Here is a 10,766-nt window from a genome sequence, read left to right as displayed (position 1 = left end):
GATCACTCAGGCATCCAGCTCGGCCCAACGCTCCATCAGCACTTCCAGTTCCTGGTTCAGCGCCTCCAGGGAGGCAATGACCTTGGCAGTTTCCGCCGCCGGACGCAGGTAGAAACCCGCATCAGCCATGTCCGCTTCCACCGCAGCAATCTGCTTTTCCTTGGCGTCGATATCACCCGGCAAGGCTTCCAGCTCGCGCTGCAGCTTGTAGCTGAGCTTCTTCTTGGCCGCCGGCGCAGCTTCGGGTGCAGGAGCCGCGGCGGCAACAGGTGTTACCACTGCCGAGGTCAAGTCGGCCTTGCCGGATTTGCTCTCGGTCACGCCCAACAGACGCGGTGAACCGCCCTGGCGCAGCCAGTCCTGGTAACCACCGACGTATTCGCGAACCTTGCCTTCACCTTCGAAGACCAGGGTGCTGGTGACCACGTTGTCGAGGAATGCCCGGTCGTGGCTGACCATCAGCACAGTGCCGTTGAAGGTCAACAGGACCTCTTCCAGCAGTTCGAGGGTTTCTACGTCGAGGTCGTTGGTCGGTTCGTCGAGTACCAGCAGGTTGGCCGGCTTGCTGAACAGCTTGGCCAGCAACAGGCGTGCGCGCTCACCACCGGACAACGCTTTGACCGGCGTACGTGCACGCTGCGGGCTGAACAGGAAGTCGCCCAAGTAGCTCAACACATGGCGGCTCTGGCCGTCGATATCGATAAAGTCGCGGCCTTCAGCCACGTTGTCGATCACGGTTTTTTCCAGGTCCAACTGATGGCGCAGCTGGTCGAAGTAGGCCACGTCGATGCGCGTGCCCTCTTCGACTTTACCACTGGTCGGTTGCAGGCCATTAAGCATCAGCTTGAGCAAGGTGGTCTTGCCGGTACCGTTGGCGCCCAGCAGGCCGATACGGTCGCCGCGAGCCAGGACCATGGAGAAGTCCTTGATCAGGAACGGGCCATCCGGGTGATGGAAGCTGACGTTCTCCAGCACCATCACCTGCTTGCCCGACTTGTCAGCGGTATCCAGCTGGATATTGGCCTTGCCGGTGCGCTCGCGACGTTCGCTGCGTTCAACGCGCAGGGCTTTCAACGCACGTACACGGCCTTCGTTACGGGTGCGGCGGGCCTTGATGCCCTGGCGGATCCAGACTTCTTCCTGGGCCAGTTTTTTATCGAACAGGGCGTTGGCGGTTTCTTCAGCCGACAGGGCCGCTTCCTTGTGCACCAGGAAGCTGGCGTAGTCGCCGTTCCAGTCGATCAGGCCACCACGGTCCAGTTCGAGGATGCGCGTGGCGAGGCTTTGCAGGAAGGCACGGTCGTGCGTGATGAACAGCACGGCGCCCTGGAAGTCCTTGATGGCTTCTTCAAGCCAGGCAATGGCGCCGATGTCCAGGTGGTTGGTGGGTTCGTCGAGCAGCAGCAAATCCGGCTCGGACACCAATGCCTGGGCCAGCAGCACGCGACGACGCCAGCCGCCGGACAATTCGGCGAGGGTCTTGTCGGCCGGCAGTTGCAGGCGGCTCAGGGTGCTGTCGACCAGTTGCTGCAAGCGCCAGCCGTCACGGGCTTCGAGGTCCTGTTGGACGTGCATCAGCTTGTCCAGGTCTTCCTCGGTGACGCAGTTCTGCGCCAGGTGATGGTATTGCGCAAGCAACTCACCCACGCCGTCCAGGCCTTCGGCAACCACGTCGAACACTGTCCGTCCGTCGGCCACCGGCAATTCTTGCGGCAATTCGCCAATCTTGAGGCCTGGGGCACGCCAGACAGAGCCGTCATCGGGCTTCTGGTCGCCTTTGACCAGCTTCATCATGCTGGACTTGCCGGTGCCGTTGCGGCCGATGATGCACACCCGCTCACCACGGGCGATCTGCCAGGACACCTTGTCCAACAACGGCATAGCGCCGAAAGCAAGGGACACATCGCTGAATTTGAGCAGGGTCATACGCTTCTCCAAAAACTGGGCGCGCATTCTACCTGACTTGAGGGTGGGATGCGGCCAGCATTTTCAAGGCCGACACGTTCTGTAGGACATTTCCGGTAAACCTGAACGAACCGGCCGGCAAAGCTTTCGCCGGTCGCTGGCAAAAGGCTAAGCTAGGGGCAATCAGCGTCGGCGGTGCCGGCGCTAGTCGTGATTTCTCTGCACGGACGTCTCATGCGCAGTCGCCTTTTCAACTTTTTATCTTGTCTGCTTCTTTCCGCCACCGCCGTTCAATCCGCCCAGGCCGTGGACCTCACTACCCAACGTCAATATTACGATGAAGCCAAGCGCGCACTGGCCAAGGGCGATACCGGCCCCTATATGCAATACAGCCAGGCCCTGGCCGACTACCCGCTGACGCCGTACCTGGCCTACGACGAGCTGACCGCGCGCCTGAAAACCGCGAGCAACCAGGAAATCGAGCAGTTCCTTGCCAAAAACGGCGACCTGCCCCAGGCCAACTGGATGAAGCTGCGCTGGTTGCGCTGGCTGTCCGAGCGTGGCGACTGGCAGACGTTTGAAAAGTACTACGACCCCAAACTCAATTTCGTCGAACTGGACTGCCTGCACGGCCAATACCAGCTCACCCACAACCTGAAGGCTGAAGGCTACAAGACCGCCGAGAAGCTGTGGATGACCGGCAAATCCCAACCCGCCGCCTGTGATGCCACCTTTGGCCAGTGGGCCGCCGACGGCCAACTCACCGAACAGAAAATCTGGGACCGCACCAAGCTCGCCGCCGAAGCACGCAACTACGCGCTCGCCAACAGCCTGGTGAAAACCCTGCCGACCCTCGGCGCCCAGGGCCGCTTGATGGTGGATGTGGCGCAAAAGCCCGACATGCTCAGCGATCCATCGCGCTTCCAACCGGCCACCGAGGCGATGTCTGACGCCGTGGGCCTGGGCCTGCGTCGCCTGGCCCGCCAGGACCCGGACAAGGCCATGGCCCTGCTCGACGGTTACGCCAGCAGCATGCACTTCTCCCGTGACGAAAAAGTGTCGATTGCCCGCGAAATCGGCCTGACCCTGGCCAAGCGCTTCGACCCACGCGCCCTTGAGGTGATGACCAAGTACGACCCTGAGCTGCGCGACAACACCGTCTCCGAGTGGCGCCTGCGCTTGCTGTTGCGCCTGGCACGCTGGGAAGATGCCTACCAGTTGACGCGCAAACTCCCACAAGACCTGGCGACCACCAACCGCTGGCGCTACTGGCAGGCCCGCAGCCTGGAACTGGCTGAGCCGAAGAACCCGCAAGCGCTGGTGCTGTACAAGCACCTGTCGCGGGAGCGGGACTTCTACGGATTCCTCGCGGCTGATCGCTCCAAAGCCCCGTACCAATTGAACAACAAGCCGCTGGTGATGAGCCAGGCGCTGGTCAATAAAGTCCGCAACACCCCCGGCGTACGCCGCGCCCTGGAGTTCTACGCCCGTGGCCAGATCGTGGATGGTCGCCGCGAGTGGTACCACGTCAGCCGCCACTTCAACCGCGATGAGATGGTCGCCCAGGCCAAGCTGGCCTACGACATGAAGTGGTACTTCCCGGCGATCCGCACCATCAGCCAGGCGCAGTACTGGGACGATCTGGACATCCGCTTCCCGATGGCCCACCGCGACACCCTGGTGCGTGAAGCCAAGGTTCGTGGCCTGCATTCGAGCTGGGTATTCGCCATCACCCGCCAGGAAAGCGCTTTTATGGACGATGCCCGCTCCGGCGTCGGCGCCAGTGGCCTGATGCAACTGATGCCCGGTACCGCCAAGGAAACTGCGCGCAAATTCAGCATCCCCCTGGCCTCCCCGGCCCAGGTGCTGGACCCGGACAAAAACATCCAGCTCGGCGCCGCCTACCTGAGCCAGGTGCACAGCCAATTCAACGGCAACCGCGTACTCGCCTCCGCCGCCTACAACGCCGGCCCCGGCCGCGTGCGCCAGTGGTTGCGCGGTGCCGATCACTTGAGTTTCGATGTTTGGGTGGAGAGCATCCCATTCGACGAAACCCGCCAATATGTGCAGAACGTGCTGTCTTATTCAGTGATCTACGGGCAAAAGCTCAACTCGCCACAGCCGCTGGTGGATTGGCATGAGCGGTATTTTGACGATCAGTAACAGTCGAAACGGAAAGGAAAAATGCCCGCATTGAAAAATGCGGGCATTTTTTATGAGCCTGCCGGACGCTCGCTTTGCGCGGCGTCAGCCAAGGCCATGGTCAAGGTCAAGGTCAATGCCTGCAGCATGAACTCAACGAAGGGCCTGGCCTCGGAATGGCGGTCTGCAACCCTTGGAGCAGGTCATTCCACATCCACACCATCACTGAACTGCAACGCCGCCAACCGCGCATATAGCGGATTACTCGCAATCAACTGCTGATGCGTACCCACCGCCACGAGCTTGCCCTGGTCCATCACGGCGATCCGATCAGCATTCTTCACAGTGGCCAGGCGATGGGCGATCACCAGCGTGGTGCGCCCTTGCATCAGTTGCGGCAAGGCTTGCTGGATCAGGTGTTCACTCTGCGCATCGAGGGCGCTGGTGGCCTCGTCCAGCAGCAGGATCGGCGCGTCCACCAATAAGGCGCGGGCAATCGCCAGGCGTTGCCGTTGCCCGCCGGAGAGGCCCATCCCACCATCGCCCAAATGGGTCTGATAGCCGTTGGGCATTTGCAGGATGAAATCATGGGCGTGGGCGATGCGCGCAGCGGCTTCGACCTGCTCGCGGGTCGCGCTCGGGTTGCCGTAGCGGATGTTTTCTTCGACGCTGCCGAAAAACAGCGCCGGGCTCTGGGACACCAAGGCGAAGTGACGGCGCAGATCCAGGGGGTCGAGTTCGGTCAGCGCGTGGCCTTCGAGCAGGATGCGGCCGTGCTGGGGGTCGTAGAAACGCAGCAGCAGGTCGAAAATCGTCGACTTGCCCGCGCCGGACGGCCCGACCAAGGCCAGGGTTTCGCCGGGGTTGATAGTCAGATTCAAGCCGTCGATGGCGTAGCTGTCCGGTCGTGATGGGTAGGAAAAGCGCAGGTCTTGCAGTTCCATGCGGCCACTGACCCGCTCCGGTAATTTCACCGCATCGGTAGCAGGCGCGTGGATTTCGTTAGTCGACTGCAACAGCTCACCAATGCGCTCGGCTGCACCGGCGGCGCGTTGCAGCTCGCCGAGCACTTCGCTCAGGGTGCCGACCGCGCTGCCGACGATCAGGCTGTAGAACACAAACGCGGCCAGTTCGCCGCCGGAAATACGCCCGCTGATCACGTCCATGCCGCCCACCCACAGCATCACGCCCACGGCGCCGAGCACCAGCATGATCACCAGGGTGATCAGCCAGGCCCGCTGGGCAATACGCTTACGCGCCGTGGCAAAGGCTTCTTCCACGGTCACGGCAAAGCGTTGTTCGTCCTGGACCTGGTGGTTGTAGGCCTGCACGGTCTTGATCTGGCCGAGGGTCTCGGACACATAACTGCCCACATCGGCAATCCGGTCCTGGCTCAAGCGCGACAGGCTACGCACGCGGCGACCGAAAATCAGGATCGGCGCCAGTACCAGCGGCAGCGCCACCACCACGATACTGGTGAGCTTGGGGTTGGTGACGAACAGCAGCACAATGCCGCCGATGACCATCAAGGCATTGCGCAGGAACAGCGACAGCGACGAGCCGATCACCGATTGCAGCAAGGTGGTGTCGGTGGTCAGCCGCGACTGGATTTCGGAGCTGCGGTTGTTCTCGTAGAAGCCGGGGTGCAGGTAGATGAGGTGGTTGAACACCTGCCGACGAATATCCGCCACCACCCGCTCGCCAATCCAGGACACCAGGTAAAACCGTGCAAAAGTGCCCACCGCCAAGCCCAGCACCAGGATCATGAACAGGCCGATGGACTGGTTGAGCAGGTGCGGCGACTGGGTCATGAAACCCTGGTCCACCAGCAGGCGGATGCCCTGCCCCATGGACAAGGTGATGCCGGCGGTGACGATCAGCGCCAACAGAGCGCCCAGCGCCTGCCAGCGATAGGGCGCGATAAAGCGGCTGGCCAGGCGAATGGCGCGGCGTTGACGGACTGAGAACATGGAGGGCATCACCAATGAGGGGTCTATACCTCAACATTGGGGGAACTTGGGTAAATAACAATGAGTCAGGTTAATTATGCCCACCGATGCTGCCCGCTAGAGGCTATCGGTCTAACTCCCGGCTGGAAATCGGCAGCGGTTTCTGGTGGACTGGATGTTCGAACCGGTGCTCGTGCAGGGAGTTGTAACAGCGCGGTCACGCGGGGGGTTCAAAGTAGGTACACAACCTGATGAGGAGACAGGCCATGACCTTGCAAAACAGCAGCGATGCCAAGATTGAAGTGATCCGCCAACCCCAGCAGTTGCCTTGCTCCGTCATCGACGCCCAAGGCCATGAGGTTCAGATCACCGAAGAGATGATCCAGCAAGCGTGCCGCGAACTGGAAGAAAAACTGGTCAAGCCTGCCCAGCAAGGCTGAAACGCCCAAGCTCTTTCAGACCCGGCCGCGATGGCCGGGTTTTTTATGGGTGCTTAAATAGCCACTGCGCCCAATGCGGACACAATCCTCGACAGCGCCGCCGACTCGCCGTTGATGCGCACGTTCAAGCCATCAATCTCACGACGTTCCGGGTAATGCTTGCGCAGCATGTCGAACGCCTTGCGCTGTTCTTCTACCGTTCCTACCAGGCTGCGGCGGAAATCCGCATCATCCCGACGCGGGTCGTACACGCTGCGGCATAAGGTCGCCAGCGCCCAGGCGGGGTCGGTCGCGGCATTCAAATGCACTTCGGACAACCACAACGCAGGCAACAGGTCGCTCAAGTGGATACTCGGTTCCTGGCCCAGGTACGCGCAAAAGGCCTGGTAGATCTGCGCCGTGCCGCGCTGACGGCCTTCGAGGCTGTAACCGGCGATATGGGGCGTGGCCAGCACGCACAAGTCGGCCAGGTCCACGTCCACTTCAGGCTCGCCTTCCCATACATCCAGCACCGCTTGCAGGTCTTCGCGGTCCAGCAACACCTCGCGCAGGGCGGCGTTGTCCACCACCGGGCCGCGGCTGGCGTTGATCAGCCAGGTGCCGGGCTTGAGTTGTTCCAGGCGCTGGCGGTCGAACAAATGCCAGGTAGAGCCATTGCCGGACTTGGTCAGCGGCGTGTGCAAGCTGATCACATCGCACTGCTCGACGATCTGCGCCAGGCTCACATAGTCGCCGTCTTCGGCGATCTGCCGTGGCGGGTCGCACACCAGCACATTCCAGCCCAGGCCCTTGAGCACCTTGACCAGGCGCCCGCCCACTTCACCGGCACCGACGATGCCGTAAGTACGCTTATTGAGGTCGGCGCCTTCGATCTCGGCGAGGGTCTGCAGGCTGCCCAACACGTAGTCCACTACCCCACGGGCATTGCAGCCGGGGGCGCTGGACCACTGGATACCGGCTTGCTTGAAGTAGTCCAAATCCAGGTGATCGGTGCCGATGGTGCAGGTGCCGACAAAGCGCACTTTGGAGCCCTCCAGCAACGCGCGATTGACGTTGCTCACCGAGCGCACCAGCAGCACATCCGCCTGCTCGACCGTGGCGCGGTCAAGGGAACGGCCGGGCACCCGGCGAATCTCGCCAAATCCTTGGAAGAAGGCATCGAGCAGCGGGATATTTTCGTCGGCAACAATCAGCATGGCAGGCTCCTTTGGCGGACCCGCAGTGTACAGGCTTGCGCGGATTCAATGACAAATGGGCTGTTGTGGTGAGCGGGCTTGCCCGCTCACCACAGGTGTTAAGGGGTGCCGACGAGATCACATTACAAATCAGCAACACAGGTTTTTTCCTGACCATTGCGTCAGGGCGTAGAATCCGCCGTCCTTGCGCTCCTCTTTATTGGACACCTGTACGTGAACACTGCCGCCACCGCCCTCACCCGCCCCGCCCGCATCAGCCGGGAAGTGCGCGACCTGCTGACGCTCGCCCTGCCGATCATGATCGGCCAACTGGCCACCACCGCCATGAGTTTTGTCGACGCGGTCATGGCCGGGCGGGTCAGCCCACAGGATCTGGCGGCGGTGGGCCTGGGCAACTCGATCTGGATCCCGGTGTACCTGCTGATGAGCGGCACGCTGCTGGCCACCACGCCGAAAGTCGCCCAGCGCTATGGGGCAGGCCAGTTCAAAGAGATCGGGCCGCTGGTGCGCCAGGCGTTGTGGCTGGCGGTGGTCGTGGGGATCATCGGCGCATTGCTGCTGCTGTGCGCGGAACCGATCCTGCATGCCATGAAGGTCGAGCCCGACCTGATCAAACCGTCCATGGGCTACCTGCACGGCATCGCCGCCGGGATGCCGGCGATTGCACTGTATTACGTGCTGCGCTGTTTCAGCGATGGCCTGGGCCGCACGCGGCCGAGCATGGTCATGGGCCTGGTCGGCCTGGCGCTGAATATTCCGCTGAACTACATCTTCATCTACGGCCACTTTGGCGTGCCGGCCATGGGCGGCGTGGGCTGTGGCTGGGCCACGGCCATTGCGATGTGGGTGATGATGCTCGGCCTGGCCGTCTGGACGCGCTGGGGCCCGGCCTATCAGAGCAGTGAATTGTTCAAGCGGTTTGACTGGCCGCAATGGGCAGTCATCAAGCGTGTGCTGGGGATTGGCCTGCCGATTGGCGTCGCGATCTTCGCCGAATCGAGCATTTTTGCGGTAATCGCCCTGTTGCTCGGCAGCCTGGGCGCGACGGTGGTGTCCGGGCATCAAATCGCACTGAACGTCAGCTCGCTGGTGTTCATGATCCCCTACTCCCTGAGCATGGCCGTCACCGTGCGTGTCGGCCAGGCCCTGGGCCGTGGCGAGGCACGGGAAGCGCGCTTTGCCGCCGGGGTCGGCATGGGCACCGCGCTGGCGTACGCGTGCCTGTCGTGCAGCCTGATGCTGTTGTTCCGTGAGCAGATCGCGACGATCTACACCCCGGACCCGGTGGTGATTCACTTGGCTTCGACGCTGATTGTGTTCTCGGCGCTGTTCCAGTTCTCGGACTCGATCCAGGTCACCGCTGCCGGCGCCTTGCGTGGCTACCAGGACACCCGCGTGACCATGGTGCTGACCTTGTTCGCCTACTGGGGCGTGGGGCTGCCGGTGGGTTATGCCTTGGGGCTGACCGACTGGCTCGGCGCCCCAAGCGGCCCCAGCGGTTTGTGGCAAGGGCTGATCGTGGGCCTGAGCTGTGCGGCAGGGATGTTGCTGGTACGCCTGGCGCGCAGTGCACGCCGGCGTATCCGGGCGGATAAGGCGCGGGGTTAGTCGGCCTTCTTGCGAATCCAGTACAGATAAGTGCCAGCCTGTTCCTGCTGATCCACCAGTTCGTGGTCCAGGAACACGCAGAACTTGGGAATATCGCGACGGGTCGACGGGTCCGTTGCGATCACCTTGAGCAAACCGCCTGCCGGCAGGTCGCGGATGTGCTGGTGCAGCATCATCACTGGTTCCGGGCAGTTGAGGCCGGTGGCGTCGAGAATGCCGTCGACAGGGCTTTCGTTGATATCGCTCATTGATGACTCCTCGTTAACGGGCCTTGGTTTTCTTCACATCCACCAACCGACGCAGGTGGCAGGTCACTTCCTCACGGTCGTGGTACAGCTGCTTGCAGCCGATTTCCACGCGAATGCCCCGCGCCTTGAAACCCTCTTCAATACGCTCCAGCAGACGCTTCACTTCGGCATAACGCTGCTTCATCGGCAACTTGAGGTTCACCACCGCCTCGCGACAATGCCCCTCGCCGATCCAGGTTTCCAGCAACGCGGCGTTGCGCGCCGGCTTCTCGACGATGTCGCACACCATCCAGTCCACCGGCTGCTTGGGCACGAAGGTGAAGCCGTCGGCCATCAAGTGCTGCACCAGGCCGGTGTCCATCAGGCTTTCGGCCATGGGGCCGTTGTCGATGGCGGTCACCAGCATGCCACGGTTGACCAGTTGCCAGGTCCAGCCGCCCGGCGCAGCGCCGAGGTCGACGCCAGTCATGTCGCCGTGCAGGCGCTCGTCCCATTGGTCACGGGGGATAAAGTGGTGCCAGGCCTCTTCCAGCTTCAACGTCGAACGGCTTGGCGCGTCACGCGGGAACTTCAGGCGCGGGATGCCCATCGGCCACATGGCCGAGTTGTTCGACTCGGCCAGGCCCATGAACACTTCGCGGCCGCTCTTGAAGGTCAGCAGCAGGCGCGGCTTGCTCGGGTCGTCCACCAGCTTGCCGGCGCCCAGCAGGGCTTTGCGCAGGTGCACTTCGAATTTCTTGCAGAAGTTCGACAGCTCCTTGCCATCGTTGGTGTCGACCATCTCCAGCCACAGGCTGCCGCACACCGGGAATTCGCGCAGGTGAGCGAGGATCACGCTGATGCGGTCGGTTTCCGGCAGGTCGATAAACACCCCGCGTGCCCACTGCCGTGGGAAGATCAGCTCGGCAAAGCGCTGGCCGTGCATCAGGCGCTGGGCGCCGTCTTCTTCGGTGCAGACAAATTCGGCGCAGGCGCTGCCGGTCTTGGCCTTGGCGTAGCCGGACACGTTCAGGCGCGCGGCGAGGTCCGCGATCTCGGAACAGACTTCGCCTTCAAAACCCGGGCGGCAGTGCATAAAAAGGGTGTTCATTGAATCTCCTGGCAACTGGCTTGCTCTATCGCAACGCCTGTCATGAAAACGCGCGCATGATAGCCGAGTTCGGAACCTTGGACTTGCCCATAGAGTCCAGTTATTAGCCTGCTAATGAAAACGGGGCTAGTTTGATAGCTCTGTTCGTCCCGTCAGGTCCGTAGCCGTGCGGACCATAAGGAGTCGCG

At 62.1% G+C, this 10,766-nt stretch carries 8 protein-coding genes; 3 read left to right on the top strand and 5 right to left on the bottom strand.

Features of this window, described 5'->3' with window-relative positions:
* Positions 1-6 precede the first annotated feature (6 nt).
* Positions 7-1,926, bottom strand: coding sequence for an ATP-binding cassette domain-containing protein (locus IQK56_RS20405; RefSeq protein ID WP_099587438.1), 1,920 nt, complete (start codon positions 1,924-1,926; stop codon positions 7-9).
* Positions 1,927-2,139: 213 nt separating this feature from the next.
* On the opposite strand from IQK56_RS20405, the gene IQK56_RS20400 reads away from it, so the two are divergent.
* Positions 2,140-4,068, top strand: a complete 1,929-nt coding sequence (locus IQK56_RS20400; protein WP_122306712.1) for a transglycosylase SLT domain-containing protein — start codon at positions 2,140-2,142, stop codon at positions 4,066-4,068.
* A 182-nt stretch (positions 4,069-4,250) separates the two neighbouring features.
* Here the strand turns inward: IQK56_RS20400 and IQK56_RS20395 are convergent, their stop codons facing one another.
* Positions 4,251-6,026 (bottom strand): ABC transporter transmembrane domain-containing protein, encoded by a 1,776-nt coding sequence (locus IQK56_RS20395; RefSeq protein WP_191632546.1) that lies wholly within the window; start codon positions 6,024-6,026, stop codon positions 4,251-4,253.
* A gap of 236 nt (positions 6,027-6,262) precedes the next feature.
* On the opposite strand from IQK56_RS20395, the gene IQK56_RS20390 reads away from it, so the two are divergent.
* Complete coding sequence (locus IQK56_RS20390; protein WP_032888780.1) at positions 6,263-6,436, top strand: PA1571 family protein; 174 nt, start codon at positions 6,263-6,265, stop codon at positions 6,434-6,436.
* Positions 6,437-6,489: 53 nt separating this feature from the next.
* On the opposite strand, the gene pdxB is transcribed toward IQK56_RS20390, so the two are convergent.
* Positions 6,490-7,632, bottom strand: a complete 1,143-nt coding sequence (gene pdxB / locus IQK56_RS20385) for a 4-phosphoerythronate dehydrogenase PdxB (protein WP_193863871.1) — start codon at positions 7,630-7,632, stop codon at positions 6,490-6,492.
* A gap of 213 nt (positions 7,633-7,845) precedes the next feature.
* Here pdxB and IQK56_RS20380 point away from each other — a divergent pair, with 213 nt between their 5' ends.
* Positions 7,846-9,240, top strand: coding sequence for an MATE family efflux transporter (locus IQK56_RS20380; protein WP_122306708.1), 1,395 nt, complete (start codon positions 7,846-7,848; stop codon positions 9,238-9,240).
* On the opposite strand, the gene tusA is transcribed toward IQK56_RS20380, so the two are convergent.
* Together tusA and rlmM are read right to left on the bottom strand one after the other, a co-directional pair.
* On the bottom strand, positions 9,237-9,488 hold the full coding sequence (gene tusA / locus IQK56_RS20375) for a sulfurtransferase TusA (protein WP_099587443.1): 252 nt from the start codon (positions 9,486-9,488) through the stop codon (positions 9,237-9,239). The genes IQK56_RS20380 and tusA overlap by 4 nt on opposite strands.
* A 13-nt stretch (positions 9,489-9,501) precedes the next feature.
* Positions 9,502-10,578: a 23S rRNA (cytidine(2498)-2'-O)-methyltransferase RlmM gene (rlmM, locus tag IQK56_RS20370; protein WP_122306706.1), complete on the bottom strand. Its 1,077-nt coding sequence runs from the start codon at positions 10,576-10,578 to the stop codon at positions 9,502-9,504.
* Positions 10,579-10,766 lie beyond the last annotated feature (188 nt).

The sequence above is a fragment of the Pseudomonas cyclaminis genome, assembly GCF_015163715.1.
In the GTDB taxonomy this organism is placed as follows: Bacteria; Pseudomonadota; Gammaproteobacteria; order Pseudomonadales; family Pseudomonadaceae; genus Aquipseudomonas; species Aquipseudomonas cyclaminis.
Note: the sequence above shows the minus strand (reverse complement) of the source record. Positions and strands in the feature narration are given on the sequence as shown.